The following is a 1,078-nucleotide window of genomic DNA, read 5'->3' as shown; positions in this document are numbered from 1 at the left end:
GTTCGCGACCTCAGACCAGTACGAGAGGCCTGTGGGACAACGTAGACCTCGGGTTGTCAGACCCTGCGTTGAGGTCCCGCTGGTCATGTCCCCCGCGGGTGCTCGCTACGCCTCCACCCCCGATCCTCTGGGCCGGCAGACCGGGCCGCCCCGTTTCGGTGAGCGCTTCAGCGTGTGAACAACTTACATCAGGTCGAGGATGTAACGCAAGTCCCACCCTTTTTTACCGCCTTCCACCTACGGAAAGAACCGCCAGAATCGCCTTTTGACGTGCTAACCCCCACGTTTACGCGGGGCAGCAGATACCCTTAGACCTAGGACTACTAAATTGACCTATTGCGTATAAGGATGCCCCCGTGAGCAGCGAAACCGTGAAGCGCGAGCCGAGCCCAGAGGCTGCACAGCTCTCGGCAGCGCGGCAGGCAGCAGACCGGACGCGCGCGTCGAGCGCCGCCGTGCGGTACCGGTTCATTGCCCGGTCTGCTCCGGACGCGGAGGCCGATGCGCCGCCTCTGGCCCGTATCCTGCGGGGCGGCGGTGGCAAAGGCGGCGAGGCGCGCCTGAAGCTCTACCTGTCGATGCTGTGGCTGGCGCGGAACGAGTCGCACCCCGTCATGCAGTACTCGGCCCAGGAGTGGGCCCTGCTGCTCGGTTACGGGGCCAAGCCTGCCGGCGTGCGCCGGGTCCAGGAGTCACTGCGCTGGCTCGACGACGAGGCGTTCGTGGACCTCCGGCATCGGCCGGGCGCGGCTTCCGCCGTCCATCTGCTCAGCGATTCGGGCGACGGACGCGCTTACGAGCCCCCCGGCATCGTGTACAAGCGCCTCGCGGGCAAGGGGGCCAAGCCCCAGGAACGGGCTCTGCGGAACGAACACCTCTACGTGCAGCTCCCGGCGACGCTGTGGACCAACGGCTGGATCATGAAGCTGTCCGGGGCTGCCATCGCCATGTACCTGGTGCTGCTCCACGAGCAGCGCGGTGAGAAGAAGCAGGTCTGGATCTCCCCCCGCATCGGGCGCGAGCTCTACGACATCAGCGACGAGACCCGCCGCAAGGGACTCCGAGAACTCGCTAAGCA

At 66.2% G+C, this 1,078-nt stretch carries 1 protein-coding gene; it reads left to right on the top strand.

Translation table 11 applies throughout. The features are described from left to right. Nucleotides 1-356 precede the first annotated feature (356 nt). Nucleotides 357-1,078 (top strand): hypothetical protein (locus ACFT4A_RS42545; RefSeq protein WP_382842073.1); only part of this gene is annotated, 722 nt, incomplete at its 3' end.

Source organism: Streptomyces sp. NPDC057099 (genome assembly GCF_042671245.1).
Classification (GTDB): Bacteria; Actinomycetota; Actinomycetes; order Streptomycetales; family Streptomycetaceae; genus Streptomyces; species Streptomyces purpurascens.
The sequence above is the reverse complement of the archived record's forward strand: the minus strand, read 5'-3'. Positions and strand labels throughout refer to the sequence as shown.